We start from the raw sequence: 24,845 nt of genomic DNA, 5'->3' as shown, positions 1-24,845 counted from the left end.
GCAAGGAGGAGTGATGCGTGCCGAAGTTGGTGACCGCCTTCATGTTCAAGGGCGAGTTGTCGGTCAGTCCGAAGTGACCGCCGAGGTCCTCGAAGTTCACGGCGATGACGGGGGTCCGCCGTATCTGGTGAGATACGACAACGGGCACGAGGCGCTCGTGTTTCCCGGTAGTGACGGTTGGATCGACCATCCCGGAAAAAGCTCCTGATCTGCATAGTTCTTTCCCTGCATGGCTGTTGCATCGAATGCGGCTAGAGTGTGCGCAATGGAGGGCAAACGCCAATATCACTCCCGTGTGCGCGAGGCCTCGGCGCAGCGAACCCGAGAACTCATTCGTGATGCGGCACAGGCTCTGTTTGTGCGAGACGGGTACGTCAGCGCCACTGTCAAACAGATTGCCGACGCCGCCGGCGTGGCCAATCGGACCGTGTTCACAGCGTTCCCCGGTGGAAAGCTCGAGATCTTCGAAGCGGCGCTAGCCGAGGCTCTCGACGCCGATCCGGTTCCTCTCGGCGCGCCGAGTTCGGCCTCGGACCCTGACGACGTTCGGCGGATCGTCTCCCAGATCGTGGCGCAGGGCATCGGGCTGCTCGAACGCGCCGGTGCGCTCATGATGGTCACAGTGGAATCCTCCGGTGCCGATTCCGATATGCGTCGTCTGTCCGAGGAATCAGCCGAGCAATCGGCAGTCAACGCGATGTCGATAGCGGAGGGCCTGTCGGAGCACGGTTTGCTGAGGCCGGAGATTTCGCTCGACAAGGCTGCCGGAATCCTTGCCGCCTTCGTCTCGCCTCAGCTTCACCAGCAATTGCGTCGTGTCAGCGGTTGGGACGTCGACGCGTATCGAACGTGGCTCGAGTTCAACATTCGTCAGAATCTAATGTACTAATCGGTCTGTTTTAGTTAGCATGGCGAGGGTTTTTTATACTCGGGAGGAATCGCCAGCGTGCCCTATGCCTTGTTCGGCCTCATTACGATGCTGCTCTGGATCTTTTGCATCGTCGACGCGATCACGAGAGACGACGCTTATATCCAGTACCTACCCAAGGTCGTCTGGATTCTGATCATCATCTTCCTTCCCACGCTGGGTTCGGTGTTGTGGCTGGTGGTCGGTCGCGCGCAGAACGCACCGCGTGGGTACGTCGGCCCAACCGGTTACGGCGAATACGAGCGTCCGGGACGCGCGGTGGCCCAAGATCCCGCGGCGGACGAAGCCTTCCTGCGTCAGTGCCGCGAGCGGGCGGAGGAGCAGCGGCGAATCGCCAAGCAGCAGCAGAGGCGCGACGGCGACGCCGATCGGATTTGAGTTACCGGTACGTCATGAGCTGGTCCAGTACGAGACGAAGTGGCGGCCATGATGTTCGGCCACGACGGGTCACCGCATAGGCAGTGAGGGTGACAGGCGGATCGATGAGTGGTTCGACGTGCACGCCTTCGCGAGTCTTGCGTTCGAGAGGCATCAGTCCGACGCCGTAACCGCTGAGGATCAAGAGTTCGACCAAGTCGAGACTGTCGATCTGGTGAGTGATCCGAGGGGTGAATCCCGCAAGCGATGCGAGAGTTCGGACGGCTCGCTCGTCTGCAGTGTTTCGTGAGTTCACTATCCACGGCGTGTCTGCGAAGGCGCGGAGATCGATCCCGGATCCCCCGGACTCGTCGGGAGTGTTCGCGTTGTCGGGAACGCACAGTCCCCACGGCGTAGACCAGAGCGGAATTGCTTCGAGTAGAGGGCTAGGCGACGCGGGGGCGAGGTTGTAGTCGTAGGTCAGTGCGAGGTCGAGGTCGTCGCGTTCGAGGAGTGCAAAGGCCTCAACTGGTTCGTATTCGGAGATCCTCACGTCCACCTGCGGATGGCTGTGTTTCAGGCTTAGCGCAACCGGGAGCATCGCCGTTCGGATGGCAGTCGCGAACCCGCCGACTCGCAAAGTTCCCACCGGTTCTGCGTCCGGATCGAGGTCCAGCCGGGCGGCGTCGAGAGCGGCCAGGATCGTGACGGCATGATCGGCAAGTCGTTGCCCGGCAGGCGTGAGGCGGACGCGTCGGCCTTCCGGCTCGATCAACGCAGTGCCGGTTTCCGTAGTCAGGGCCGCGAGCTGTTGGGACACCGTCGACGTCGTGAGGTTGTGAGCTTCGGCGACGGCGCGCATCGAACCAAGACGCGAGAGTTCGAGGAGGAGATGGAGTCGACGGGTTTCCATCCTTCAATCATTCACTAATCGTGAACATTATGTGGGTCAAAATCGCGTGGACGCGAACGGTCGCTGTCCCGTTCAATTCAGCTATGGAAACGAGAGCGCGAGCCGGCGTCGGCCTGGCTGTTCTGGCGATGTTGTGCGTGCAGCTCGGCCTCGCTGTGTCGGTGGGTCTGATCGATCAGCTCGGCGCGGATGGGGCGGCGTGGGTGCGCCTTGCCTGGGCGGGCATCATTCTTCTGATCATCGTCAGGCCCCGGCCGTCCGCGTTCACCCGCAAGGCGTTTCTGGCCTGCGTGGTCCTCGGTGTGGTCACCGCGGGGATGACGCTCCTGTTCATGGCGGCCGTGGAGCGCCTTCCGCTGGGAACGGCAAGCGCGTTGGAGTTCTTGGGTCCGCTGACAGTTGCATTGCTGCGGGGGCGTGGCCGCGTTCTGTGGCCGGTTCTGGCCGGCGCCGGAGTAGTGCTTCTGACCGAGCCGTGGGCGGGAACGGTCGACCTGGTCGGCGTGGCTTGTGCACTCGGCGCCGCACTCTGCTGGGCGATGTACATTCTGCTCACCCAGCGTGTCGGCGACGAGGTTGCCGGTATCAACGGGCTGGCGGTGTCGATGGCGGTTGCCGGACTGGCAGCGACAATTGCCGTGGGGCACTCGGCTATTGGGCGACTGACCCCGCACCTGATTCTCGTGGGACTCGGGCTCGCGATTTTGCTGCCCGTCGTCCCCTTCGTCTTGGAGATGGTCTCGTTGCGCCGGCTCTCCACGGCGGCGTTCGGCACGCTGATGAGTCTCGAACCTGCGTTCGCTCAGCTCATCGGTTTGGTTGTGCTGCACCAGGTCCCGAGCATTCTGGCGGTGGCCGGTATTGCTTGCGTCGTCGTCGCCGGTGTGGGCGCGGCCCGAGGTGGTGCTCGAGGTGGTGCTCGGGACGGGGCTCAGAAGCCGGCTGACCCACCCTCCGATTCCGAGCGAACGTACCTTTCGGCGCCTTCATGAGACCGAGAGTGCCGTTCGCTCAGCGGGAGTTCGCCGCCTCGATCGCGCCATCGAACAGGTCGGCGACCTCGCCGAGGGAGTCGAGAATCGGCTGACCTGATTGTTCGACGCGAGCCCGAACCAGCGAACCCTCGAGCGCCGACACCGCCAGGACGGCAAGGCGCTCCGCTCGGGTGCGCGCGACACCGGACCCGATCAGTGAGTCGCGCAGTAGCGATGACCACTGTCGGTAGACCGCCTGCCCGGCGGTGGTGACGCTCTCCGAATCGGGGGCGAGCTCCAGGAGCACCGTCGTGATCGGTGAGCCTTCGTGGAATTCGGATTTGCTCACCCATTCGACTAGTAACCGCGCGTACTCGCGTAGAAGCGACCCGGCGTCCGGTTGGCTGTCGGCGAGTTCTGTCAGAGTATCGGTTACCAACTGCCCGCCGACGCGAACGACCTCCGCGCCGATCTGCTCTTTTCCGCCGGGAAAATAGTGGTAGAGCGAACCTTTCGGGGCTCCACTCGACTTGAGGATCTCGTTGAGTCCTGTTGCCGCATACCCCTGGCGGCGAAAAAGATCGGCCGCTGCTCGGACCAGCGCTTCGCGGTGTTTCGGGGGAGTTGCCACGAGTTGGAGCTTAAACACCCCGGTGATCCACCACAATCTATGTAGACTGGTCTACATGGAAAATTCTGAAATGCTCGAACAGTTGCGCGCGGTCAACGCCTCGGCGGCTTTCAACCGTTGGGCCGGATTCGAAGTCACGGAGGCAGAACCGGGTCGCGTCTGTCTGCGGCTCGAATGGCGTGAGGATCTGGGCCAGTACTCGGGACACCTGCACGCTGCGCTCGTGGCGGGACTCGTCGACACCGCGTGCGGATTTGCTGCTTTCACCCAGGTAGGTGTCGTGGCGGCGTCCAACTGCGCGGTCAATTTCGTGAGTCCGGGCGTCGGAACCGCATTTGTCGCCACGGCGCGCTCGGTCAAGGCCGGGCGCAAGCAGGTGTTCGTCACTGCCGAGGTACATGCCGAACGCGAAGGCGAATCGGTGCTCGTCGCGTTCGGCACCACCCTGTTGGTTCCACTCGCCCTTAAGGCCTAGGCAAGACAGAGCTGAAGGTCACGGAACGAGGATGAACTTGCCGGCGGGGTGCGAACTCTGCAACTCGGTGTGAGCGAGTGCCACGTCCGCGAGCGGGAAGGTCTTGGCGATCTTCACGATGAGGTGTCCGGAACCGGCTTGTTCGACAAGTTCGGATCGTGCCTTCAACCGGGCTTCGGCGCTCGCCGGATTACCGCCGCCGACGGAAGCGAAGCCGTCGGTCTGAGCTCGCCCGAACGCGACAATGGTGACGATGCGACTCCTGTCGGTGACCAAAGCCAGAGATGCATCGACGGCTTCGTCCGTTCCGGCGGTGTCGAACGCCGCATCGACGCCATTCGGTGCGAGTTCACGAACACGCGCTTCGAGTCCTTCGCCGTAGAGCACCGGCGTCGCGCCGAGTGAACGCACGTAGTCCTGATTGGAGGCTCCCGCGGTGCCGATCACGGTGGCTCCACGAGCCACTGCCAACTGAACGGCAATCGCGCCCACACCGCCGGACGCGCCGTGGATGAGGACGGTGTCCCCGGAGCCGACTCGAATGGTGTCGAGGGCGTCGACTGCAGTTCCGCCGACAAGAAGGAGGCCGGCCGCCTGTTCCCAGCTGATGCCGGCGGGCTTCGCGGTGATCGAGGAGACCGGCACGACTACCTGTTCGGCGTAAAGACCGTTGCCAGGGCTGACGATCACCTCGTCGCCGACGGCTACGTCGGTGACACCGTCACCGACGGCCGAGACGACACCCGCAGCCTCGCCGCCGAGGTGGATCGGAAGTTTCTCGGGGTCGGTGCCGAAAGCGCCGCTGTAGAGCTTGAAGTCGAAGGGGTTCACGCCGATCGCTTTGACATCGACCAGGACTTCTCCTGATCCAGGCGACGGTAGATCCACGTCAACGAGCTTCAGGACCTCGGGCGTTCCGTATGTCTGCGCTACAACAGTTTTGGTCATGTGTCGCGCAACCGTCCTCGGGGAAGCGATATTCCCCGAGGACGGGAAAAACTCGAGAAGATTCGATCAGCGGATCAGCGTTCCCAGATCCAGTGGCATCGCGATCCCCGTGATGTGGTGGGCTTCGTCGGAACCGAGGAACGCTACGGCGGCGGCAATGTCCTCGGGCTGGCTGACGGGATCGGGCAAGGTTTGCATGAAGATCGGGCCGAGCGTGTGAGCGTGTGCGTCGATGAGTGGCCTCATGTCGGTCATCTGCATACCGGTTTCCACGCCGTGCGGGTGAATCGTGTTGACCCGAATGTTGTACTGCCCCAACTCCGAGGCCATCGTCTTCGCCAGGCCGGTGATGCCGTGTTTGCTCGCGACGTAGTGGGCGAGGAAGGGGAGCCCGCGCAGGCCCGCCACGGAACTGGTGAAGATGATCGAGCCGCCGGTGCCCTGTTCGATCAGGTGCGGGATTGCTGCCTTTGCGGTGTGGAAGACGCCGGTCAGGTTGACGTCGAGCGTTTCCTGCCACTGCTCGGGCGTGATTTCCCACGACATGTTGGCCGAGCAGATTCCGGCGTTCGCGACGACGACGTCGAGGCGCCCCAATTCGTTGATGCCGGCTTCGAGCGCCGCCGACAGCGCAGCGAAGTCGCGGACGTCTGTTTTGGTGGCGACAATTCGACGGTCCAGTGCCTTGACCAGTTCGACCGTTTCGGCAAGGTCGTCTTCGGTGGCGCCGGCATACGAGGTGGATTCGAACTGAACACACGCATCGACGGCGATGATGTCTGCGCCCTCTTCTGCCAGACGGACCGCTTCAGCGCGCCCCTGACCGCGGGCTGCCCCGGTGATGAAGGCGACTTTCCCGGTGAATCGACTGGCAGTCATGCTCAAACCTCCGAATAGTGGTGACAATCTGCTCTTCGGAAGTTAGCGCGACGAAGTTCTTTTCGGGCGGGAATGTCCAGTCAGCGGAAATCGCTCAGCGCGCTCCGGTCAACAGCGCACAGGGCCCGGCGGCGAAAATGTCCCGCGCATCCGCGGACGTGACGGGCCGTCCGCTCAAAGCATCGACCCAGTCGCCATCTGGCAGGTCGACTCGCGTATCTCGCCAACCATGCGCCGAGAGTCCGAGTGAATGCCGCGTCGCCAGAGCAATGACTCTGGCCGATTCGCCGACGGGGCCGCGCGAGAACCCGACCAGATGACCGGACGCGGAACCCGAAGCGAATATCGGCCGATATTCACCGCGGTCGAACCACGAGGGATTCGCGCGCCGCAGAGTCAGCGCCGTGCGAACGAGGTGCAACTTTGCGGCTCCCGTCGCGTCGATCGTCGCGGCGTCGGCTTCGAGGAGTGATCGCCTCGCTCCGTAGTCGACAAGGCGCCGGTTGTCCGGATCGACCAACGAGTCTTCCCACAGCTCAGTGCCCTGATAGACGTCGGGAACGCCCGGCCCGAGGAGTTGGAGCAGCTTTTGGCCCAAAGAGTCCGACCAGCCGTGACGAGCGATCCGGCCGACGAACTCGCTGACCGAATCGCCGACCGGACCGTCGATCACCTCGTCGATCCACCTGTGCACCTCCGATTCGAAGCCGGCGTCCGGATCGTTCCAGGAAGTCTTCGCGCCGGATTCGCGGACAGCCTTCTCCGCATAGGCGTGTATACGCTCGCGCAACTCGGGAACCGAGGCCGCGGAACGACCGTCGGCCGGCCACACGCCGATGATGTTCTGCCACAAGAACAATCCGGTCAGTGGATCAGGGCTGGGGCAGACGTCTTCCCAGTCGCGAAGAAGCCGGGACCACAGGGTCGGCACCTGGGACAGAACACCGATTCGCGCCCGCACGTCCTCGCCGCGTTTGGTGTCATGAGTGGACAGACTCGTCATCGCACGCGGCCACTGCTTCGCTCGGTCTGCGTTGTGGAGATGGAATTCGGCGACGGAGACAGCAAGCGATGCCGGGTTGCCGCCGACTTCCTGACGCGAGACCAGGCGCGCCGTTCGATAGAAGAGTCGATCTTCGACGGACTTGGCCATGACAGCGCCGCACACCTGCTGGAAACGAACCGCTGCTTCACCGCCGTTGACCAGCGCTTGCGCCAACACGTTGAACGCTGCTTCATGCCCAGGGGCCAACTCGTGCATGTCGCCGACGATACGAGCGGCCAAACCGGCAAGGGGACTGTAGTCGGATCGATACACCGGCATCCGGGCGATCGCGACGACAACTGCGTCGTTCAGTTCGGTCTCACTGCAACGACTTCCGGTTTCGCGCTGGATTGCGCGCACGAGCCTGCGAACCTCGGGTGCCAGGTCACCGCGCCCGGTGTCGCGTTTGAACTGACGTTCGGTGTGATGCAACCATGCGCCGTCCCCGTCGTCGCCGGTCAAATCTGCAGAGAGTTCGGTCAATTCGAGTTCGGCGGCGGGATCGACGAAGATGCCGCCCAGTTGATTGAGGGCGTCGTATCCGGTGGTGCCGTCGATCGGGAGCAGCGGATCGAGTGGTTCCGTGTGGCCGAGGATCTTCTCGATCACAAGCCACTGCTCTGGTCCGAGCAGTGCCCGCAGACGCCCCAGATACTCTGCCGGATCGGCGAGTCCGTCCGGGTGATCGATGCGAACTCCGTCGATCAGTCCTTCGTCGACCCACGACTTCAGTTCCCGATGGCAGAGTTCGAAGACTCGGGGATCCTCCTGGCGCAGGGCAGCGAGTTCGTTGACGGCAAAGAACCGTCGGTAGTTGATGATTCCGGCGTTCCACGGGACGAGTCGGTACGACTGCCTGGCGTGGACCTCCTGTGGGGATCCGAATTCGGTACCGGCCGCGACAGGGAAGCGGTGCTCGTAGAACGCGAGAAGTGTTTCCTCGCCATCTTTTTCGACAGTCAGGGCTTCGAGATCGTCTTGGCTGCCCAGTATCGGGAGCGAAAGTTTTCCGTCGGCTCCGTCGGCTCCGTTGTCCTCGGCCCAGTCGATGTCGAAGAAATCCGCGTACTCCGACCCCCGTCCATGCGTGAGAACGTCCCACCACCAGGCATTTTCGCGTGGTTTGGCAACCCCGACATGGTTGGGGACGAGATCGACGATCAGGCCCATTCCGTGTGCCCGGGCCGCGTGCGACAACTCCACCAAGGCCTCGCGGCCGCCGAGTCCAGCGGACACGGTTGTCGGATCCGTGACGTCGTAGCCGTGCGTCGACCCGGACGTTGCCGTGAGGATGGGGGAGAGATAAAGATGCGAGACCCCCAACCCCTCGAAGTAGTCCACCAGTGCGGCCGCATCACGAAGGGTGAACGCGTCCGGGCGCAACTGCAGTCGGTAGGTGCTGGTTATCGGGGCCATGTGCACGTCTCCCTCAGGCGGTTCTACGAAGTACCGTCAATGCTCGCGCTTTTACATCCAGTGTTGTGCCGGCTTTGATCACGGTGTCGCTCTCACCGGTCGGGATCGACGTGTCGAGCACGACAGTCCACTCCGACGCGTAGTCCGCGTTGGGGGTGGAGAATTCGAGATCCTCGTAGTGGGCGTTGAAACAGAGGAGGAACGAATCGCCGGTGACGCGCTCGCCGCGGTAGTTCGGTTCCGGGATCGCGTCGCCGTTGAGAAAGACAGCTAACGACTTGCCGAAACCGCTGTCCCAGTCGGCCGGAGTCATTTCCTCGCCCGACGGCGTGAGCCAGGCGATGTCGCGACTCTGATCGCCACTTCGAATGGGTCGGCCCTCGAAGAATCGACGACGCCGGAATACCGGGTTCTTGGCGCGCAAGGCAATTGCGCGCTTGGTGAACTCGACGAGGTCCGCGTTGGTTTCCGCGAGAGTCCAATCCATCCAGGACAGTTCCGAATCCTGGCAGTAGACGTTGTTGTTCCCCTGCTGAGTTCGACCCATCTCGTCGCCGTGAGCCAGCATCGGGGTGCCTTGACTGAGCATCAGCGTTGCGAGAATGTTCCGGCTCTGGCGTCCGCGCAGTTCGAGGATCTCCGGGTCGTCGGTGGGGCCTTCGACGCCGCAGTTCCAGGATCGGTTGTGTGACTCGCCGTCGTTGTTGTTCTCGCCGTTGGCTTCGTTGTGCTTCTCGTTGTACGAGACGAGGTCGTGCAGGGTGAAACCGTCGTGGGCGATGACAAAATTGATGCTCGCGCCGGGGCGTCGTCCGGTTGCCTCGTAGAGATCAGAGGAACCGGTGAGGCGGGAAGCGAACTCGCCCAGGGTTGCCGGCTCACCGCGCCAGTAGTCGCGGACGGTATCGCGGTACTTGCCGTTCCACTCGGTCCACAGGCCGGGGAAGTTGCCGACCTGGTAACCGCCTTCGCCGACGTCCCACGGCTCGGCGATCAGCTTCACCTGACTGACGATCGGATCCTGTTGCACCAGATCGAAGAAGGCGGAGAGTCGGTCCACGTCATGCAGTTCACGGGCGAGTGTGGAGGCGAGGTCGAAGCGGAAACCGTCGACATGCATTTCCGTGACCCAGTACCGCAGCGAGTCCATGATCAGCTGCAGAGTGTGCGGATGACGGGCGTTGAGGCTGTTGCCCGTTCCGGTGTAGTCCATGTAGAGCGCTTCGTCACCGTCGACCAGGCGGTAGTAGGCGGCGTTGTCGATACCGCGGAAGCTGATGGTCGGCCCCATGTGGTTGCCCTCGGCGGTGTGGTTGTAGACCACGTCGAGGATCACTTCGATACCCGCCTGGTGGAAGCTACGCACCATGGCCTTGAATTCCGCTACGGCCGCATCGGGTTTTGCCGCCGAGGAGTAGTCGGTGTGCGGGGCGAGGAAGCCGAAGGTGTTGTAACCCCAATAGTTTCGCAGCCCCTGGTCGAGCAGCACCTGGTCGTGCATGAACTGGTGGACCGGCATCAGTTCGATCGCCGTGACACCCAGATTGGTGAGGTGCTCGATGATCACCGGATGCGCGAGTCCGGCGTAGGTGCCACGCAACTCCTCCGGAACTCCGGGGTGCGTCGCGGTCATGCCCTTGACGTGCGCTTCGTAGATGACCGTCTCGTGGTACGGACGCTTCGGTGAGCGGTCGGATGCCCAGTCGAAGAACGGATTGATGACGACGGTCGACATCGTGTGACCGAGCGAATCATGTTGGGGGAAAGGGATGGTGGCGGGTTCGTCGACCAGCGGTTCCGGGTCGAAGGGTTCGGGGTCGGAGCCCAGGGCCTCGTCCGACTCTTGATCGCCGGTGGAGCCCTCGTCTTCGTCCTCGAGGTCCACCTCGGTCGATGTAGCTTCAGTCGACACGCCTTCAGTCGACACACCTTCAGTCGGTTCAGCTTCGGCCGATTCGGCTTCCGAACTCGTCTCGTCGGTAACTTCTTCCGACTCCACCGCAGGAGTGTCGTCGTCCGCTGAAGGTTCGGGATCACCCGCCGACTCGACGTCGTAGGAGAACAGTGAACGATCTCCGTCGAAATCTCCGTCGAACGCTTTTCCGTACGGGTCCAGCAGGAGCTTGCTCGGATCGCATCGCAGACCTGCCGCCGGATCGTACGGCCCGTGCACGCGGTAGCCGTATCGCTGACCGGGGGATACCGACGGAAGGTACGCATGCCAGACGTATCCGTCGACCTCGTCCATCCTGACGCGGGTTTCGGTTCCGTCCTTGGCGATCAGGCACAGTTCGACAGCTTCGGCGACCTCGGAGAAGAGCGAGAAATTTGTTCCCGCGCCGTCGTAGGTTGCACCGAGTGGGTACGCACTGCCAGGCCATACCGGGATGGGAGTGGCTGAGGGCGCGCTCGGCGGTTGATCCATGAATCAGACCCTATCGGGTGCAGCCGATCGAATCTCGTCGACTGTCTACGCCGCTGATCACCGTTTTGCCTGGCTGCGGGCGGTTGCAAGCATTCCGGCTGTGATCTGTTCCACCTCTGCCTCCGAACAGAGGTAGGGCGGCATCGCGTAGACGAGGTTTCGGAACGGTCGTAGCCAGACGCCGGCGTCGACGGCTGCATCGGTCGCGCTCTGCATGTCGACCGGCTGCTCGAGTTCGATCACTCCGATTCCGCCTTTGACGCGGACGTCGACGACCCCGGCAATGGTGACCGCTTCGGCGAGGCCGCGAGCGAGACCATGTTCGAGGGCAGCGACGTCACGCCGCCAGTCCATCGCGAGCAGGAGTTCGGTCGACGCGACCGCGACGGCGCACGCAAGTGGATTGCCCATGAAGGTGGGGCCGTGCATCAGCCCGCCGCCCTCACCGGCGGTGATGGTCTCCGCTACCTCCGTGGTGCACAGCGTTGCCGCCAGACTCATGTACCCGCCGGTCAGTGCCTTGCCGACGCACATGACGTCGGGACTGACGCCGGCGTGATCGGCGGCGAACAGTTCTCCGGTGCGTCCGAATCCGGTGGCGATCTCGTCGAAGACCAAGAGGACTTGGTACTTGTCGCAGAGGTTACGTAGGTCGATCAGGTACGCGGGGTCGTGGAAGCGCATTCCGCCGGCGCCTTGGACTACCGGTTCGACGATCACTGCGGCCAGCTCGTCGTGATGCTCGGCCAGTAGCGCTTCCAACTCCTGCACGTACTCGGGGAGATAGTCCCCCGGGGGTGTCTGGGCGAAGACCTGAGGGCGAAGGACGTCGGTCCAGAGAGAGTGCATGCCGCCGTCGGGATCGCAGACGCTCATGGGGGTGAATGTGTCACCGTGGTATCCGCCGCGCCAGGTCATCAAACGATTTTTCGACGGCTTTCCGAGGCTCCGCCAGTACTGCAGGCACATCTTGACTGCGACTTCGACGGCCACCGAACCGGAATCGGAGAGGAACACCTTGTCGAGGTGAGGTGGTGTGATGTCGACGAGCATTCGCCCGAGGCGAGCGGCGGGTTCGTGCGTCAGTCCGCCGAACATGACATGGCTCATCTTGCCCAGCTGCCGCGCGGCGGCGGCGTCGAGTACGGGATTGCGGTAGCCGTGAATGGCGGCCCACCACGAGCTCATCCCGTCGACGAGTCGCCGGCCGTCGGAGAGCGTGAGGGTGGCCCCCTGGGCAGAGTCGACGATCAGCGGACGAGTCGACGCGGGAAACGATCCGTACGGGTGCCAGAGGACATCGGCATCGATGGCGGAGACGTCATGGGGATCAAGTCCGGTTGTGAGCACGGATGCACCCTAACCATTGAGTTGAACGGTGTTCAAGTATGGTCGGAAAAGTGAACACCTCGCTGAATTGGCTCACTGCCGTCGAAGCGGACCGTAGGGCCGCTGGACTGCGCCGCGAACTCCGTCCGCGCACGGTCGACTCCCCGCTGATCGACCTGGCGTCGAACGACTACCTCGGACTCGTGCGGCACCCCGACGTGATCGAGGGCGCAACGGCGGCGCTGCGCCGTTGGGGCGCAGGCGCCACGGGTTCGCGTCTGGTCACCGGCACCACCACCGAACACGAACTGCTCGAAGTCGAACTGGCCGAGTTCGTCGGGGCGGACTCCGGTCTCGTGTTCTCCTCCGGATACACCGCCAATCTCGGCGCGGTGACGGCCCTCTCGGGGCCCGGGTCGTTGATCGTCTCCGACGCAGGATCACACGCCTCGCTCGTGGATGCCTGCCGACTCTCACGCGCGCGGATAGCAGTTGCCCCGCATTCGGACGTGAACTTTCTCGCCGACACGCTGCGCACCAGATCCGAACAGCGAGCGCTGGTCGTCACCGATTCGGTCTTCAGTGCCGACGGAGATCTCGCTCCGCTGCGGGAGATGCATCAGGTGTGCCGCGAACACAGTGCGATTCTGCTGGTCGACGAGGCGCACGGCATCGGTGTGCGCGGTGCCGGTGGACGCGGACTCGTTCACGAGTCGGGCCTGGCCGGTGAACCCGACATCGTCGTGACGGCGACGTTGTCGAAGTCGCTCGCCAGCCAGGGCGGAGTTGTACTCGGCGACAACAAGATCCGCGCGCATCTCATCGACGCGGCAAGAACGTTCATCTTCGACACCGGTCTCGCACCGGCTGCCGTCGGCGCGGCCAGGGCTGCACTCGCCGTCCTCCAGCGCGAGCCGACGCGAGCGCTCGACGTCCTTGCCCGGGCGACCGAACTCGCCGACGTCACCGGGGCCCCATCGCCTGAATCTGCCGTCGTCTCGGTCGTTCTCGGTGATCCGCAACGGGCGTTCGATGCCGCGTCGGCGTGCCGGGACCAGGGGCTGCATGTCGGATGCTTCCGGCCACCGTCGGTTCCGGAAGGAACGTCGCGCTTGCGCCTGACTGCACGAGCAACGCTGTCCGCTGCCGAAATGGAGCAGATCTCACTCGTACTGCGCGAAGTATTGGCAGGTGCCCGCGCATGAGCATTCTCGTAGTGACCGGAACGTCGACCGACGTGGGGAAAACAGTGGTGACGGCAGCACTGGCCTCGGTGGCCCTGCAGTCCGGAAAGTCGGTCGCTGTGCTCAAACCGGCGCAGACCGGCGTCGACGTCGACGGTGCGGGTGATCTGGCCGAGGTCGACCGTCTGACCGGTGGCGGTGTGACGCTGGTCGAGTTGGCGCGGTATCCCGAACCTTTGGCGCCCGATACTGCTGCGCGTAGAAGTGGTCTCCCGTTGTTGGCGCTCGACGACGTGGTCCGGGTCGCTTCCGACCTGGACGCCACTCACGACCTGACTCTGATCGAAGGCGCCGGCGGCTTGCTGGTCCGGTTGGGGACGGACGGATTCACCGCGCGTGATCTTGCCGCCGCTTTGTCAGCGCCGGTCTTGCTGGTGGTTGCCTCCGGCCTGGGCACGCTTAATCACACTGCTCTGACAGTGGAAGCGCTCGGGGCATCCGGCGTGGACTGCGCCGGGTTGGTGATCGGTTCGTGGCCGCAGGAACCGGACCTGGCCGAGAGGTGTAATCGCGAGGATCTGGTCTCGGTCAGCGGCGTCCCCCTTGTCGGAGCAATGCCGGCCGGTAGCGGCAGCGTGAGTGCCCGAGAGTTTGCTCAGACAGCTTGGGCCGCGCTCGGCAAGTCTCATTTGGCCAACTAGAGCCGTAACGTCCGATTTGTCTGCATCGATAGCCAAGGCACAGCGGGGCGCCTTGAATTCGGCGTCCCTCGCGTACGATTCCGGTCGGTATATTTCGGCCGGCGTCTTGGGCGACCCAGAGTCCTGGGCCCGAGTCACCCGATCGTGGTTGTCGAATTGTGAGTTGGTCAGTCGAATGTAGGTGGTGAGTACGGTCGGAAGATTATCGTCATCGGCCGTACGCCGCGCAGTGCTCATCGGTGTTGTCGTCTTCGTCTCGTGCCTGGTCGGAATTCTGAGCCGCCAACCCGGCACGCTTGCTGTCTTCTGGCCGGCCAACGCGCTGCTGCTCGGGATTCTCTTTCGGTCACCGCGTTCCGCGACACCGCTCACCTGGATCTGCGCAGTGGCAAGTTATGTCGGAGCCGACCTGATCACCGGCGGGGCGTGGGAGTCCACGGTGTGGCTCAACGCGGCCAACGTCGTCGGGGTCGCGAGCGCCTTCTACGCCTTTCGCTGGGTTGACGGTGAGGACCGTCGTCTGACCAGTATTCAGTCTGTCGGATATCTCGTGTCGATGACGGTCGTCGGCGCGTCGATGGCAGCGCTCGTCGGCGGAATCGCAAACCGCGTGCTGTTCGGCGGACAGTGGTGGGACGGCTGGTTGCTCTGGTTCTCGAGTGAGTTCGTCAACTACATGACCATCGTCCCACTGGTGCTGACGTTCCCCTCGCTTCGGCGAGTTGATCGAGACCCGAAAGCCGTTGCCGCACTTGTGCGTCGATCAATCGTTCCGACAGCGCTCCTGGCGGTCTGCATCATTTTGGAGTGGGTGATCGGCGGCGCCGGAGCGATCGCGTTCGCCATGCCGGCGCTCGTGACTGCAGCCTTGCTCACCAATGTTTTTGTCACGTCGATGCTCACAGCCGTATCAACTGCCTGGACGTTGGTGCTGACGGCCGACGGTCATCTCGGATTGTCCAGCGAAGGCCTCTCGCCCGTCAGCGCGTCGGTCCAGATCGGATTGTCGCTGCTGGCGGTAGCGCCGATCGCGGTGGCATGTGTGATCCTCGAGCGCCGCCGCGCGCTCGAAGCGCTGACGCAAGCCGTGACCCACGACGATCTCACCGGTGCGTTGCGTCGGGACGAGTTCTTCCGGCGAGGCGGCGGCGTGACGGGTGCGACCGATCCGCGTCGACGCTCCGGACGTCCGGTCAGCGTCCTGATGATGGATCTGGATCACTTCAAGCTGGTGAACGACAACCTCGGTCACCGCGCCGGCGACACCGCGTTGGTGAGTTTTGCCGATCAGGTCCGGCGGCACCTCGACGACAAGCATCTGTTCGCCCGCTTGGGCGGCGAGGAGTTCGTCGTTTTGATGACAGGTGTCGATCTGGAAGGTGCAACCGCAACGGCCGAGATGATTCGACGCGCGCAGGCGGAGAATTCGTCAGCTGTGTTGGGCGACTTCGGGCCGACCGTCAGCATCGGTGTCGCGTGTTCACCTCACGGCGACGCAGATCTGACGCAATTGGTCGACGGCGCCGACGAAGCCTTGTACGAAGCGAAGAAACTCGACCGGAATCGAACGGTCTCGCTGACGCTCGGAGAAGTCACGTAACCCGTGCGGACCCGCAGTGTTTGCAGGTCCGCACGGGCTGGTGGTGTCGAGCGATTCAGAAGAGGTTGATCAGTGCCGGAACGCTGAACAGGGCGACGTAGTAACCCATGAACAGGACACCGCCGTGAATCTTGAACAGACGCCCGAGAAGGCCACCGACCAAGCCGACGGTCACGGTGATCAGGAGGCCCAGGATGCCGCCCTCCCAGATGCTGATGACGACGACGAGTCCCGTGAACACCGCGATCACAGCTTCGTGACTGATGTGCTTGACCACCGCTGACGCAGCGCGGTACGCGTAGTTCATGGCAAACGGATATGCGATGACTGTTGCCGTGACCACTGCCAGCAGGCCGTAGAGCAGGAACTCCCACTGCGTCAGGTACGTGGAGAGATTGTTGATCACTCCGGTTTCCTGATTGGTCTCGAAGACCGGCGGAGCGTTGAAGAGAGGTGCCGCGGGTCCTGCCGCGAGCGGGCTGAGCGGAAGGCCGAACGCCACGAGCGGGATGAGGGTTTCCGCGATGTAGGTGGATTCCGTCGTACCGTTTTTCGCCGAGACCATCGTGGTCAGTCGGTGATAGCCGTTCTTGATTCGCGCACCTACCAGCTCACCCATCAGAACGGTCATGGCGACGGGGCTGAAGACGAACGTTGCGCTCGATACCGTGGAAGCGGCTGCGGTGTAACCGATCTGCTTGCGATCGAGGACCTTCAGGGGATTGGGGAAGTACCCCTTCCATCCCTTGATGTCCGGGGCCAGTGCAACAGTTTTGGGTTCACTGCGCTCCATGTCCTTACGGGTCGACGGACCCAAGGTCAGTGCGAGGTCCGCGATCAGCGGCCCGACTGCGATGGCAAGGAAGTAGCTGATGTTGAGCGACACATCGTAATTCGACGTCAACGCGCGGGCACCGAGGATCAAGATCACGAAGGGAACGAGAGCGACGACCCCGGCCCAGCGGCCCGGCGAGGCGTAGGCGATACCGATGGCGGCGACCAGGAACAGCCAGGGTGCTATCGACTGAACAGTGTCGGCGAACGGCGCGAGGATAGTCGCGAACAGCACGGCAACCGGCACAGCGACGAACGCCGAGATCACTGCTCCCGAGATCGCCTTGCGGAGTGCGATGTGCGGGATGCCGAGTGAGCGCATCATCTGCGCCTCCGGCAAAAGCGGAATCGCCATCGTGTCACCGGGAATGCCCAGCAGCATCGTCGGCACCGCGTGCGTCATGTGTTTGGCGATCGCGCCGGAGAGGAAGAACGTGAACACCGCGGCCGGGGGAGCGCCGAGCAGGATCACGAGCAGCGTCAGTGGCGCGATGGTGGCGGTCTCGTCCGTGCCGGAAATCAATCCGATGAACGTGAATGCGACCGCGCCGATGATGCCGAAGAGAACGGCAATCAGAATTTCGTTGGTCAGGACCGAACTCATGCGCGCCCACCGTCCTTCGGTGCGTTCGAGGCCGGTGCGTGCTCGGCCGGTGCGTGCTTGGCCTCGGCGGCGGCGAAATGGTCGTACAGACCGAGTTCGCGAAGTTCCTGTTGGCTCTGTTCCGGGATGTCGGCGAGAGTGCCCAGGCCCTGGCGCTGTTCACCCATCATCGTGATGACGCCGTCGATCGACTCCGCGTCGGCGGCCGCCAACGCGACTATCCTCTTCGGCTTGATGAAGATTCCGCAGACGACGCCGGCGAGCAGGCAGGCCGCGATGCCGACCAGCAGGCTGTACGCCTGGGCCAACGACGGTTCACCGACGACCCGTTCGAACAGTGCCTGGGCCGCGAGAAGGGCCGAAGCGCCGACGACACTGCCGACCAGGACGGAGATCGCGAGGTGTCGACCGTTGACGGTGTCGCCCCAGACTTCGAGGTACGTCTGCTGCTCGGTCGGTTCGGTGGTGGTGGTCGGCGTCGTTGCCGACTGCGGTGGTGACATCAGTTTTCTCCAGTGTCATGCATGGCGAGAGGCTTGCGAGGTGGGGGACTTGCGAGATGAGGGGCTTGCGCGACGAGTGTCAGGTGCGTGCTGCGCGGAGGGCGCTGACAACTCGGGACGGACTCGGGTGTCCGATCTGTTCCGCCATCCAACTGCTTGTGTCGGTAAGGGAATCCAGGTCGATGCCGGTGTCGATCCCGAGGCCGTGGAGCATCCACACCAAGTCCTCGGTGGCGAGATTTCCGGTCGCGCCCTTGGCATACGGGCACCGTCCGAGACCGCCTGCGGAACTGTCGAATTCGGAGACACCCGCAGTCAGCGACGCGTAGACGTTCGGCAGTGCCTGGCCGTACGTATCGTGAAAGTGCATCGCGATCTGCGAAGTGGGGATGCCACGTTCGCGGATCGCACCGAGTAAGGCGAGCACATGGCCAGGCGTGCCGACGCCGATGGTGTCGCCGAGAGAGAGCGACGTGGCACCGCAGTCGATCAAGGCTTTCGCGATGTCGGCGACACGCTCGACGGGCACGGCGCCTTCCCAGGGGTCGCCGAAGCACATCGAGATGTACCCGCGGACGGGAAGTCCCAGGGCTCGCGCGGCGGCAGTGACCTCGGCGGCCGCGGCGATTGCGCCGTCCACCGTAGAGTTGAGGTTGCGTCTCGCGAATTCTTCTGTGGCGCTGACGAATACGGCAAACTCGCTCGCTCCGGCGGCAACGGCCCGCTCGAGACCTTTCCGGTTCGGGACAAGGACGACCGTGCGTACCGAGTCCGGCAGGTGCAGCCGACCCATCAATTCTTCCGCGTCGGCAAGTTGCGGGATCCATCGAGGCGAGACGAAGCTCGTCAATTCGACGGTGCGGGAACCGGCCGCGACCAGGCGTTCGATGAACTGGGCCTTCGTCTCGGTCGGGATCACTGCCGTTTCGGCTTGAAGTCCGTCGCGTGGTCCGACTTCGTAGACCCGGACCGCGGTCGGTAGACCCGTCGCCGACACTCGATGAGGCGCCGGCTTCCACACTGGTGATCCTGCAACTGTTTCGGTCATCGTGGTCAGTTTCCGCCGCGGATCTCGGCGAGAACCTTCTCGGCATGTTCGACGCGAATGCTTTTGTCCGCGATCAGGCGTGCAACCACGGCGTCGATCTCGCTCTTCTGGGCTCCGGCGGTGGCAGCGATGTTGCGGGCGTGTAGTCCCATGTGCCCGCGCTGGACACCCTCACTGGCGAGAACGCGGACAGCAGCCAGGTTCTGTGCGAGGCCAACTGCCAGAATGATGCCGGCGAGTTCTTCGGCGCTCTCGACGCCGAGCATCTTGATTGCGGCCTGTGCTACCGGGTGCACCTTGGTGGCGCCGCCGACGAGGCCGACCGGCATGGGTAGCTCGAGGGTACCGACGATGTTGCCGTCGGCATTCTTCTCGAAATGCGAGAGTGAGGAGTAGATTCCGTCGGCGTTGACTGCATGGGAATGGCACCCGGCTTCGACTGCGCGCGTGTCGTTTCCAGTCGCCAACACCACGGCGCTGACGCCGTTCATGATGCCCTTGTTGTGTGTCGCGGCGCGGTAGGGATCCAGCTCTGCCAAGCGTGCGGCATGGATCAGGTTGTCCACTACCTCTGCACCGCCGATCAATTCGGCGTCGAACACGGCACGAACGCGCGTCAGCCGCAGATCTGCCTTGTTGGTGAGAATGCGAAGAACGACGTGCCCGCCGCCGATCTCGGCTACTCGATCCGCGATTGCCTCTGCCATCGTGTTGACAGCGTTGGCGCCCATCGCATCTCGTACGTCGACGTGAAGGTGGAGGACGACGTAGGCGGCCTTGTCCGAGGACACGATGCGAACCGAAATGTCCTTCACGCCACCGCCGACGCTGACCAGCTTCGGGTCCTGCTCGTTGGCGAGTGCAATGATTTCTTCACGTGCCTCGAGGAGTCGGATGCGGGCAGCTGCCGGATCCACGACGTCGACGAGTTGAATCTGGGCTTGCATGATCGGCTGGGTGCTCGAGACGTGAAAGCCCCCGAGTCCGCGTGCGATGCGAGCAGCGTTACTCGCGGCGGCGACCACCGACGGCTCCTCGGTGGCGAGGGGGATCAGGTAGTCCGTGCCGTTGATCGTGAAGTTGGTGGCCACGCCGACCGGGATGCCGATGACGCCGAGGACGTTTTCGACCATGCGATCGGCCTGATCGATGGTGAGGCCGTCGGCAGCGTCGTAGACCGCGATGTCTGCTTCGGTCAAGTCGGTCTGGCGAACGATCTCGGCGCGCCGTGCGGCGACGTCGTAGGACCGGAAATCGGCGATGCGGCTGTTGGTTGATCGGCTGTTGGTTGATCGGCTGTTGGTTGATCGGCTGTTGGTTGATGACACGGGGGGTCGTCCTCCTGAAGTGGTTCTGTGCTCCGCTTCACAGTAGGGAGGTTGATGCCTGCCAGACCACGTGCTCACAACACATCGATCGGTCGAAATTGTAGTGTCATGCACCATCGTCGCCGTCGTTGATGTCGCTTCCACCCTCTTCGGCTCCCACTTCTCGAAGTTCGTCGAGCCTCGTCGCCATGGACACGCGAAAGAAGTTCTCGTCTTCACGCCAGGAGTGACCGAGGAGCGTTCGGATGCGGTCGAGTCGCTGAACGACGGTGTTCGGGTGGTAGTTGAGTGCGCGGGCAGCCTTGGTCGGGCTCCCGTCGTTTCGGACCAGAGCCCGAAGGGTCGCCGTGAGATCGGTGTCCTTGTCACGGTCGTAGGCGAGTACCGGGCCGATTACTTCGTCGACGAATTGATGGAGTGATTCCGGATTCTCCCCGAACAGAACGGTGTACGGCAGGTACGACGCAGTCGTGACCGCGCCGTCGGTCTTGCCCAACGCCGATAGCAGGCGGGCGGTGCGCAGCGCAGAGGTGAAGCGCGCCGGGAGTTCTTCGGGGCGCTCCGCCGTTGCCGGCGCAATCACTACAGCGTGGGGTCCTACCGAACCGGTGATCTGGCGGTGAACGACGGTCGCCGCGGCTGCAGGGTTCCCCGAGCGCGAGACCACCGCGATCAATCCGGCGTGCTGCGACGCCAAAGCTCCGGCCGGCAGACTCTGCCCGATTGCACGGAGCGCCGCGGTGCGGAGTTCCGGAGCGACCGACACCACGAGGACGGTGTCGAGTTCGCCGAGGGAGATACCGAGGTTGCGGGTCCGACGTTCGAGATCGCGCCTCCGCTCGGGCGCAGTGCTCAACAGGTCGGCGACCAGTTCGTCACGTGCGCGCCGATCCGCTGCCGCTGCCGCCGAGTGTTGCAACACGAGAATCGCTGTAACCTGAGCTGCCCGTTCCACGGTCCTGAGTTCGACGGGTCCGATCGGCGCATCCGATCGATTCAGCAAGATCGCCCCGAGGAATGATTCTCCGGCGGTGACGGCGCTGACGAGTTGGATCACGGTCTCGCTGTTATCGGCGACAAACGTGCATCGGCCACTGCGGCGACTCTGGTCGATGGCATCGGACACGGCGCGAGGTAGCGACAACGGCGCCGTCGTGATCTGCTCACCCGACGATGTGACGAGAGGGCGTAGCTCGTTGTCGACGACGACGGTGCTGCGCTCGAGTGCGCTGCTGAGAGTTCGTGCAACCTGGGCGTAGCCACCGCCGCGGAGAACGGCATGGATCAGATCCTGGTGGACGATGTTCGATTTGTCCCGCGCGGACACGTGCTCGCGCAGCTCGTCGAGTGCTCGCCCGGTCTCGGCGGCGGATTCCTCGGCGCGGTCCAGCGCCCGTGCGGTTTGCAGGACTACCGAGGCGTGATCGGCGAGAGCAGAGAGCAGGGCGATCTGATCTGCGGTAAATCGTCGTTCCCGGCGGTCGGCGGCAAACAGGACGCCGAGGATCTGGCCGTCCGAGAGCATCGGCACACCGAGAATCGCCACCAGGCCCTCGGCGACTATCGCGGCATCGACCACCTCGTCGTGCCGCGACTGCGTGTATTCGCTGTAGTTCTGGACCCACTGGGCCGCACGAGATTCGGCAATCGCGCTGACCAAGCCGGCGCCCGCAGGAACCTGCAGATGCTGGAGTTCCGGCGAGACCGCGCCGGCCGTCTTTCGAACATTCAGGTCGCGCGTGATCACGTCGAACTCGGACAGGTACGTGACGTCGGTACCCATGATGTCGTGTGCGCGGTTGACCAGTCTCTGCAGCAGTGTGTCGACGTCGCGAACCTGCGCAAGCTCGCGCGCACTCGAATAGAGGACCGCCAATTCGTTCTCGCGGCGGCGCAGTCGACGAAATTCCGACCGACTGGCCCGGATGCGGGCCGCGGTCTCCGTGATCTCCGTTGTGCCAAGGCCGAATTCGGAAAGTGCCTGTTCGACGTGTTCGTCTCCGACAGCGTCGGATGTCACGTCGAACAGTGCGGCAATCTCGTTGGGGTCCGAGTCGGAGTCTGAATCAGGGGCGGTCACACCGAACAAACTACAGACCGGTGGAACCGCCGAATTCGTCGAGCGCCGAGGATTTGTGATTGTTGTTCATCCTTAACGTATTTCGATCCGTTCTCGTCTCTCCCGTCTCCGTGCGCAGTGTGTCGAGTTCCTTCTCGAGCGCGCTGACTTTTGTCTCGAGGGCGCCTATTTTGCGGTTCAAGGCTTGGATGCTCGCCATGCACACGCCATTCGCATCGACAGCCGAGATACGACGGGTGTTGGATCCCAAGCCGAAAATCGCCGCAAAATCCTGCGCCATCGGACCCAGATGACGGATCGACTTGTGGTCGAAACCGTAACTCCACGTGCTTATTCGAAGGGCTGTCAACCTGTCGAGCACATCCTGGGCGCTGGTCGGAACAACCGCGTCCGTGTGCACGCCCCGTCGTCGCGTGGCCCGTGAGAACACCCAGTGCGCGGGATGGCGCATCGCGGCGTTCACTCGAGTGCTGACTCCAACGCCGAGGTATTCAGTGCGCTCGCCGTTTTCAGTGCGCTCGCCCTCGTCAGGCGGTGAGTTCACGTCGTGCGGTTTTGACGGTCTTGTCGCTCAGCAGAATTCCCGCTCCTGCGCCGAGCAGTCCGAGGCCGATTCCGACAGCAGCGCTGCCGAGGCCCAAAGCAATTCCCAACATGATTCCTCCAAAAATTGTGCGGTGAATTGAGGGGCCAGGTGTCCGACGAAAGTGCTGCCGACCTGCTCCGCGCTCATCTTTCACATTGCTCCGCTGTGCGGTCGATGACAACCCGTCTGGACCGAATTTCTCGTGGAAAACACAGGCGTGCAAGACTGGGTGAAGAACTGCTGAGTCATCGGCGTCTTGTCGGCGCCGTACGGGCGGCAGTATTTAAGTAGCCATCGACCGATCTCTAACGCAGGTTTATCTGCGCGCGGCAACGATGACCAGGCAAAAGGGTGGCATGTGAACGAATCGAACAGTGGCTTGTTTTCCGACCTCAGTGCGTCGGAGCCCGTTGTCGACGCAAAAAGCGCCGAGCAATTGGCGGCCGAGCGTGAAACTGCGGCAGCGGAACGCTCCAATACCGACACCGCTGAACAGCGGCAGTCACAGCTGTTCAGCGGTTAAGCGCGTCAGGACTCCTTGATTACCGACAGAACATTGCCGGCGGGGTCGGTGAACCACGCGATATCGGGGCCGTTGCCACGCATGATGCCTCGCGCATCCTGGGGGAATCCGTCGTATTTCAGAAACTCCACACCACGTGCGGTCAGTTGATCGACCGTTGTGTCGATGTCGTCGACGACGAAGTTGAGGATCGTGTACGTCGCCGCTTCGTGATTCGGTTTCGGATAAACCAGGATCTCGGTTCCGCCTGCAAGATGTAGGCGAATGAGTCCCATGTCTTCGTCGGTCACTTTCAGCCCGAGTGTTTCGCCGTAGAACTTCTTTGCAGCGTCGATGTCAGTCACCGAAAATCCGCTGAATGCTTTCGTGTCTGCAAGCATGACTATCTCCGTTCCCAGCGGTTGCCGGACTAGGTGGTGTGGGAATCCGTCATTCCGGATTCCATCTCGGCCCTGGCTTCCTCGCTGAACTCGATGATCTGAACGTAGTTTCCGTCGGGATCGATAGCGGTGGCGAACAAACTGCCCCCGCGGTCTTCGAGTGGGGCGAACCAGTTTCCGCCGAGTGCATCGATGCGCTGCGCGATCGACCGGGCGTCGTCGGTCTCGACATTGAGGAACATTCGGCCGGGCTGCGGGTTGGTATCGCCGACGTCGTCGCGTCGGTCGAGCATCACGTAGAAACCGTTGAAGTCGAGGACGTCGTAGCCGGGTTCGCCTGGGGTGCGGTCGACTTTCGGGGCGAACGCCTCGGCGTACCAGTCGCGCAAGCGTTCGGGGTTGGTGCTCGAGAGCAAAATGCTGCTGATGCTGGATCCGGACATGTGTCCTCCTGCTGTTAGTCGTTACGGGCGTCGGTGATCGAGGCGCTGGCCACATCACCTTGCAGATACAGACTTCCCGCAGCGACGAAACTCATCGGTGAAACTGATCGAGGCTCAGGTGTGCTCCGAAACCATGATCGCCGTCGTGCCTGGTTCGAGTGCCCGAAAGATGTGCTCCTCGTCGCCGGGATAAGCGAGGTAGTCGCCCGGTCCGAGCTCGATCGGATCTGCGGTCGGCCCGACCTCGGCCCGACCCGTACCGATCACAACGTGTTCGGTGGTGCCGCGGGCATGCGGAGTCGAAATGCGCGGCTCGCCCGGCTCGGCGACGATCCGATACAGATCGCGGCGTGCGTTCGGTGGGCTGGGCGCCAGGAGAGTCGCGATGTACGACGCGTTTGCCGACGCAATCGCGGGCCCTTCTCCGGCTCGAATCAACTGAACGGTCTGTGCCTGCGAGTCGACGAGTTGTGAGAATGGCACACCCAATGCGTTGCCGAGTGCCCACAGTGTTTCGAGGCTCGGGTTTCCGAGGCCGGATTCGAGTTGGGAGAGTGTGGATTTGGCGATGTCGGCGCGCCGGGCGACCTCCGAGAGGCTCAATCCCGCTCGGGTGCGCTCGCGTTTGAGCGCGACGGCCACCAGCTTCTGAGGGCTCTGATCCGTGCCGGTTTCACCACTATCCATCGTTCGATTCTCCGATCGATCGTT

The 24,845-nt window shown here is 63.1% G+C and carries 26 protein-coding genes; 9 read left to right on the top strand and 17 right to left on the bottom strand.

The window, feature by feature from the left end; translation table 11 throughout:
• Nucleotides 1-13 precede the first annotated feature (13 nt).
• Genes ACFWEM_RS26625 through ACFWEM_RS26615 form a run of 3 tightly spaced genes read left to right on the top strand, consistent with a single transcriptional unit; the run spans nt 14 to nt 1,306 of the window.
• On the top strand, nt 14-208 hold the full coding sequence (locus ACFWEM_RS26625; protein WP_378538792.1) for a DUF1918 domain-containing protein: 195 nt from the start codon (nt 14-16) through the stop codon (nt 206-208).
• Nucleotides 209-265: 57 nt separating this feature from the next.
• The gene (locus ACFWEM_RS26620; protein WP_378538791.1) at nt 266-889 is read left to right on the top strand and encodes a TetR/AcrR family transcriptional regulator; all 624 of its coding nucleotides are present in this window, start codon (nt 266-268) and stop codon (nt 887-889) included.
• A gap of 57 nt (nt 890-946) precedes the next feature.
• Entirely contained in the window at nt 947-1,306 is a 360-nt protein-coding gene (locus tag ACFWEM_RS26615) for a PLD nuclease N-terminal domain-containing protein (protein WP_378538790.1), read from the top strand.
• A gap of 1 nt (nt 1,307) precedes the next feature.
• Here ACFWEM_RS26615 and ACFWEM_RS26610 read toward each other — a convergent pair whose 3' ends face one another.
• Nucleotides 1,308-2,198, bottom strand: coding sequence for a LysR family transcriptional regulator (locus tag ACFWEM_RS26610; RefSeq protein ID WP_378538789.1), 891 nt, complete (start codon nt 2,196-2,198; stop codon nt 1,308-1,310).
• Nucleotides 2,199-2,281: 83 nt separating this feature from the next.
• On the opposite strand from ACFWEM_RS26610, the gene ACFWEM_RS26605 reads away from it, so the two are divergent.
• On the top strand, nt 2,282-3,190 hold the full coding sequence (locus ACFWEM_RS26605; protein ID WP_378538788.1) for a DMT family transporter: 909 nt from the start codon (nt 2,282-2,284) through the stop codon (nt 3,188-3,190).
• A 19-nt stretch (nt 3,191-3,209) separates the two neighbouring features.
• Here ACFWEM_RS26605 and ACFWEM_RS26600 read toward each other — a convergent pair whose 3' ends face one another.
• A complete protein-coding gene (locus tag ACFWEM_RS26600; protein ID WP_378538787.1) occupies nt 3,210-3,803 on the bottom strand; it encodes a TetR/AcrR family transcriptional regulator in 594 nt (197 codons plus the stop codon).
• Between the two features lie 55 nt (nt 3,804-3,858).
• On the opposite strand from ACFWEM_RS26600, the gene ACFWEM_RS26595 reads away from it, so the two are divergent.
• On the top strand, nt 3,859-4,278 hold the full coding sequence (locus tag ACFWEM_RS26595; RefSeq protein ID WP_378538786.1) for a PaaI family thioesterase: 420 nt from the start codon (nt 3,859-3,861) through the stop codon (nt 4,276-4,278).
• A gap of 18 nt (nt 4,279-4,296) precedes the next feature.
• Here ACFWEM_RS26595 and ACFWEM_RS26590 read toward each other — a convergent pair whose 3' ends face one another.
• From ACFWEM_RS26590 to ACFWEM_RS26570, 5 genes are all read right to left on the bottom strand, one after another.
• Nucleotides 4,297-5,226 (bottom strand): NADP-dependent oxidoreductase, encoded by a 930-nt coding sequence (locus ACFWEM_RS26590; RefSeq protein WP_378538785.1) that lies wholly within the window; start codon nt 5,224-5,226, stop codon nt 4,297-4,299.
• Nucleotides 5,227-5,292: 66 nt separating this feature from the next.
• Nucleotides 5,293-6,105, bottom strand: a complete 813-nt coding sequence (locus ACFWEM_RS26585) for a mycofactocin-coupled SDR family oxidoreductase (protein ID WP_378538784.1) — start codon at nt 6,103-6,105, stop codon at nt 5,293-5,295.
• Between the two features lie 94 nt (nt 6,106-6,199).
• Nucleotides 6,200-8,566: a malto-oligosyltrehalose synthase gene (gene treY, locus ACFWEM_RS26580; RefSeq protein ID WP_378538783.1), complete on the bottom strand. Its 2,367-nt coding sequence runs from the start codon at nt 8,564-8,566 to the stop codon at nt 6,200-6,202.
• A gap of 13 nt (nt 8,567-8,579) precedes the next feature.
• The gene (gene glgX, locus ACFWEM_RS26575; RefSeq protein ID WP_378538782.1) at nt 8,580-10,991 is read right to left on the bottom strand and encodes a glycogen debranching protein GlgX; all 2,412 of its coding nucleotides are present in this window, start codon (nt 10,989-10,991) and stop codon (nt 8,580-8,582) included.
• Nucleotides 10,992-11,048: 57 nt separating this feature from the next.
• Entirely contained in the window at nt 11,049-12,341 is a 1,293-nt protein-coding gene (locus ACFWEM_RS26570) for an adenosylmethionine--8-amino-7-oxononanoate transaminase (protein ID WP_378538781.1), read from the bottom strand.
• Between the two features lie 38 nt (nt 12,342-12,379).
• On the opposite strand from ACFWEM_RS26570, the gene ACFWEM_RS26565 reads away from it, so the two are divergent.
• The 3 genes from ACFWEM_RS26565 (at nt 12,380) to ACFWEM_RS26555 (ending at nt 15,805) form a co-directional block, all read left to right on the top strand.
• Nucleotides 12,380-13,525: an 8-amino-7-oxononanoate synthase gene (locus tag ACFWEM_RS26565; RefSeq protein WP_378538780.1), complete on the top strand. Its 1,146-nt coding sequence runs from the start codon at nt 12,380-12,382 to the stop codon at nt 13,523-13,525.
• Entirely contained in the window at nt 13,522-14,205 is a 684-nt protein-coding gene (bioD, locus tag ACFWEM_RS26560) for a dethiobiotin synthase (protein ID WP_378449627.1), read from the top strand. The genes ACFWEM_RS26565 and bioD overlap by 4 nt, the downstream gene beginning before the upstream one ends.
• Nucleotides 14,206-14,389: 184 nt before the next feature.
• On the top strand, nt 14,390-15,805 hold the full coding sequence (locus ACFWEM_RS26555; RefSeq protein ID WP_378538779.1) for a diguanylate cyclase: 1,416 nt from the start codon (nt 14,390-14,392) through the stop codon (nt 15,803-15,805).
• Nucleotides 15,806-15,860: 55 nt separating this feature from the next.
• Here the strand turns inward: ACFWEM_RS26555 and ACFWEM_RS26550 are convergent, their stop codons facing one another.
• The 7 genes from ACFWEM_RS26550 to ACFWEM_RS26520 form a co-directional block, all read right to left on the bottom strand.
• On the bottom strand, nt 15,861-17,243 hold the full coding sequence (locus tag ACFWEM_RS26550) for a tripartite tricarboxylate transporter permease (RefSeq protein WP_317826397.1): 1,383 nt from the start codon (nt 17,241-17,243) through the stop codon (nt 15,861-15,863).
• A complete protein-coding gene (locus tag ACFWEM_RS26545) occupies nt 17,240-17,746 on the bottom strand; it encodes a hypothetical protein (RefSeq protein ID WP_378538778.1) in 507 nt (168 codons plus the stop codon). Before ACFWEM_RS26545 ends, ACFWEM_RS26550 begins: the two co-directional genes overlap by 4 nt.
• A gap of 79 nt (nt 17,747-17,825) precedes the next feature.
• Nucleotides 17,826-18,794, bottom strand: coding sequence for a hydroxymethylglutaryl-CoA lyase (locus tag ACFWEM_RS26540; protein ID WP_378538777.1), 969 nt, complete (start codon nt 18,792-18,794; stop codon nt 17,826-17,828).
• Nucleotides 18,795-18,799: 5 nt separating this feature from the next.
• Entirely contained in the window at nt 18,800-20,122 is a 1,323-nt protein-coding gene (locus ACFWEM_RS26535; protein ID WP_378538776.1) for a hydroxymethylglutaryl-CoA reductase, degradative, read from the bottom strand.
• Between the two features lie 106 nt (nt 20,123-20,228).
• Nucleotides 20,229-22,202: a helix-turn-helix domain-containing protein gene (locus tag ACFWEM_RS26530; protein WP_378538775.1), complete on the bottom strand. Its 1,974-nt coding sequence runs from the start codon at nt 22,200-22,202 to the stop codon at nt 20,229-20,231.
• A gap of 10 nt (nt 22,203-22,212) precedes the next feature.
• Nucleotides 22,213-22,746 (bottom strand): tail fiber domain-containing protein, encoded by a 534-nt coding sequence (locus ACFWEM_RS26525; RefSeq protein WP_378538774.1) that lies wholly within the window; start codon nt 22,744-22,746, stop codon nt 22,213-22,215.
• Complete coding sequence (locus ACFWEM_RS26520) at nt 22,730-22,858, bottom strand: hypothetical protein (protein ID WP_003941742.1); 129 nt, start codon at nt 22,856-22,858, stop codon at nt 22,730-22,732. The genes ACFWEM_RS26525 and ACFWEM_RS26520 overlap by 17 nt, the downstream gene beginning before the upstream one ends.
• 288 nt (nt 22,859-23,146) lie before the next feature.
• On the opposite strand from ACFWEM_RS26520, the gene ACFWEM_RS26515 reads away from it, so the two are divergent.
• Nucleotides 23,147-23,311, top strand: a complete 165-nt coding sequence (locus ACFWEM_RS26515; RefSeq protein ID WP_214888215.1) for a hypothetical protein — start codon at nt 23,147-23,149, stop codon at nt 23,309-23,311.
• Nucleotides 23,312-23,316: 5 nt separating this feature from the next.
• On the opposite strand, the gene ACFWEM_RS26510 is transcribed toward ACFWEM_RS26515, so the two are convergent.
• The 3 genes from ACFWEM_RS26510 to ACFWEM_RS26500 all read right to left on the bottom strand — a co-directional run bounded on the left by ACFWEM_RS26510 (nt 23,317) and on the right by ACFWEM_RS26500 (nt 24,821).
• Nucleotides 23,317-23,691 carry a VOC family protein gene (locus ACFWEM_RS26510; protein ID WP_347872989.1) on the bottom strand — a complete coding sequence of 125 codons (375 nt, stop codon included), beginning with the start codon at nt 23,689-23,691 and terminating at the stop codon, nt 23,317-23,319.
• Nucleotides 23,692-23,720: 29 nt separating this feature from the next.
• Nucleotides 23,721-24,134, bottom strand: a complete 414-nt coding sequence (locus ACFWEM_RS26505) for a VOC family protein (protein WP_378538773.1) — start codon at nt 24,132-24,134, stop codon at nt 23,721-23,723.
• A gap of 114 nt (nt 24,135-24,248) precedes the next feature.
• On the bottom strand, nt 24,249-24,821 hold the full coding sequence (locus ACFWEM_RS26500; protein ID WP_378538772.1) for a helix-turn-helix domain-containing protein: 573 nt from the start codon (nt 24,819-24,821) through the stop codon (nt 24,249-24,251).
• Between the last annotated feature and the right edge of the window lie 24 nt (nt 24,822-24,845).

The sequence above is a fragment of the Rhodococcus sp. NPDC060176 genome (genome assembly GCF_042728675.1).
Taxonomy (GTDB): domain Bacteria; phylum Actinomycetota; class Actinomycetes; order Mycobacteriales; family Mycobacteriaceae; genus Rhodococcus_F.
The sequence above is the reverse complement of the archived record's forward strand: the minus strand, read 5'-3'. Positions and strand labels throughout refer to the sequence as shown.

What these genes read in the sequence shown, in the direction of transcription:
- ACFWEM_RS26625 (WP_378538792.1), top strand. Translation starts at nt 14, where the DNA reads ATGCGTGCCGAAGTTGGTGACCGCCTTCATGTTCAAGGGCGAGTTGTC.
- ACFWEM_RS26620 (WP_378538791.1), top strand. Translation starts at nt 266, where the DNA reads ATGGAGGGCAAACGCCAATATCACTCCCGTGTGCGCGAGGCCTCGGCG.
- ACFWEM_RS26610 (WP_378538789.1), bottom strand. Translation starts at nt 2,198, where the DNA reads ATGGAAACCCGTCGACTCCATCTCCTCCTCGAACTCTCGCGTCTTGGT.
- ACFWEM_RS26605 (WP_378538788.1), top strand. Translation starts at nt 2,282, where the DNA reads ATGGAAACGAGAGCGCGAGCCGGCGTCGGCCTGGCTGTTCTGGCGATG.
- ACFWEM_RS26595 (WP_378538786.1), top strand. Translation starts at nt 3,859, where the DNA reads ATGGAAAATTCTGAAATGCTCGAACAGTTGCGCGCGGTCAACGCCTCG.
- ACFWEM_RS26590 (WP_378538785.1), bottom strand. Translation starts at nt 5,226, where the DNA reads ATGACCAAAACTGTTGTAGCGCAGACATACGGAACGCCCGAGGTCCTG.
- ACFWEM_RS26585 (WP_378538784.1), bottom strand. Translation starts at nt 6,105, where the DNA reads ATGACTGCCAGTCGATTCACCGGGAAAGTCGCCTTCATCACCGGGGCA.
- treY (WP_378538783.1), bottom strand. Translation starts at nt 8,566, where the DNA reads ATGGCCCCGATAACCAGCACCTACCGACTGCAGTTGCGCCCGGACGCG.
- glgX (WP_378538782.1), bottom strand. Translation starts at nt 10,991, where the DNA reads ATGGATCAACCGCCGAGCGCGCCCTCAGCCACTCCCATCCCGGTATGG.
- ACFWEM_RS26565 (WP_378538780.1), top strand. Translation starts at nt 12,380, where the DNA reads ATGGTCGGAAAAGTGAACACCTCGCTGAATTGGCTCACTGCCGTCGAA.
- bioD (WP_378449627.1), top strand. Translation starts at nt 13,522, where the DNA reads ATGAGCATTCTCGTAGTGACCGGAACGTCGACCGACGTGGGGAAAACA.
- ACFWEM_RS26550 (WP_317826397.1), bottom strand. Translation starts at nt 17,243, where the DNA reads ATGAGTTCGGTCCTGACCAACGAAATTCTGATTGCCGTTCTCTTCGGC.
- ACFWEM_RS26545 (WP_378538778.1), bottom strand. Translation starts at nt 17,746, where the DNA reads ATGTCACCACCGCAGTCGGCAACGACGCCGACCACCACCACCGAACCG.
- ACFWEM_RS26540 (WP_378538777.1), bottom strand. Translation starts at nt 18,794, where the DNA reads ATGACCGAAACAGTTGCAGGATCACCAGTGTGGAAGCCGGCGCCTCAT.
- ACFWEM_RS26520 (WP_003941742.1), bottom strand. Translation starts at nt 22,858, where the DNA reads ATGTTGGGAATTGCTTTGGGCCTCGGCAGCGCTGCTGTCGGAATCGGC.
- ACFWEM_RS26510 (WP_347872989.1), bottom strand. Translation starts at nt 23,691, where the DNA reads ATGCTTGCAGACACGAAAGCATTCAGCGGATTTTCGGTGACTGACATC.
- ACFWEM_RS26505 (WP_378538773.1), bottom strand. Translation starts at nt 24,134, where the DNA reads ATGTCCGGATCCAGCATCAGCAGCATTTTGCTCTCGAGCACCAACCCC.
- ACFWEM_RS26500 (WP_378538772.1), bottom strand. Translation starts at nt 24,821, where the DNA reads ATGGATAGTGGTGAAACCGGCACGGATCAGAGCCCTCAGAAGCTGGTG.